Raw genomic sequence first — 1,444 nt, 5'->3', positions numbered from 1 at the left:
AGGAGGAGATCCTCTGCGGGGTGTTCGCGGAGGTCCTGGGCCTGGAGGGCGTGGGCGTGGACGACGACTTCTTCGCGTTGGGTGGTCATTCGCTGCTGGCGGTGCGGCTGATCAGCCGGGTGCGGGTGGTGCTGGGTGTGGAGGTGTCGCTGCGGACGCTGTTCGAGGCGCCGACGGTGGCGGGGCTTGCGGTACGGCTGGGTGGGGAGGACCGGGCCCGGCTGGCGCTGACCGCGGGCGAGCGCCCGGAGCGGGTGCCGCTCTCCTTCGCCCAGCGCCGGCTGTGGTTCGTGCAGCAGTTGGAGGGGCCGAGTGCGACCTACAACGTGCCGGTGGCGCTGCGGCTGACGGGCGCGGTGGACCACGAGGCGCTGAACGCCGCCTTCCTGGACGTCCTCGGACGCCACGAGGTACTGCGCACCGTCTTCCCCACCGCCAACGGAGAGCCCTACCAGCGGATCCTGGACCTGGCCGACCTGCGATGGGAACTGCAGACCGGCGACATCCTCGCCGAGGACGTGCAGGGCGCGGTTGCCGAGGCCGGCCGCTTCGCCTTCGACCTGTCAACGGACGTGCCGATCCGCGCCTGTCTGTTCAGGAGCGGCCCCGACGAGCACATTCTCACGGTGACGGTGCATCACATAGCTGGCGATGGATGGTCGATGGGGCCGTTGGCGGGTGATGTGTCGGTGGCGTATGCGGCGCGGTGTGAGGGGCGGGCTCCGGTGTGGGAGCCGTTGCCGGTGCAGTATGCGGACTATGCGCTGTGGCAGCGTGAGTTGCTGGGTGACGAGCGGGATCCGGGGAGTGTGGTTTCGCGGCAGTTGGCGTACTGGCGTGGGGTGTTGGGGGGTGCGCCGGAGGAGTTGGAGTTGCCGTTTGATCGTCCGCGGCCGGTGGTGGCGAGTCATCGGGGTCACAGTGTGCCGTTGGAGGTGTCGGCGGAGGTTCATGCGCGTCTGGTGGAGGTGGCGCGGGCTGAGGGTGTGACGGTGTTCATGGTGTTGCAGGCGGCGTTGGCGGTGTTGTTGTCGCGGTTGGGGGCGGGGGAGGACATTCCGATCGGTTCGGCGTATGCGGGTCGGACGGATGTGGCGTTGGATGATTTGGTGGGGTGTTTCGTCAATACGTTGGTGTTGCGGGCGGATGTGTCGGGGGATCCGACGTTCCGGGAGATGTTGGGGCGGGTGCGTGAGGCGGGGTTGTCGGGGTTGGCGCATCAGGATGTGCCGTTCGAGCGGTTGGTGGAGGAGTTGTCGCCGAGCCGGTCGATGGCCCGGCACCCGCTCTTCCAGGTCGTCCTCACCAAGCAGAACACCATCGACGCCTCCGTCGAACTGCCCGGCCTCGGCGCGGAAGGCGTCTCGGCGGCGTCTCGGGCGGCGAAGTTTGACCTCGATGTCATGGTCGGGGAAGTTTTTGGTGGTGGTGGTGTTCCGGTGGG

At 68.2% G+C, this 1,444-nt stretch carries 1 protein-coding gene; it reads left to right on the top strand.

All coding sequences use genetic code 11. The annotated features are described in order from the left end of the window. Positions 1 to 1,444 (top strand): condensation domain-containing protein (locus tag AOK09_RS34690; protein ID WP_245687614.1); only part of this gene is annotated, 1,444 nt, incomplete at both ends.

Source organism: Peterkaempfera griseoplana (assembly GCF_001418575.1).
GTDB classification, from domain to species: Bacteria; Actinomycetota; Actinomycetes; order Streptomycetales; family Streptomycetaceae; genus Peterkaempfera; species Peterkaempfera griseoplana.
Note: the sequence above shows the minus strand (reverse complement) of the source record. Positions and strands in the feature narration are given on the sequence as shown.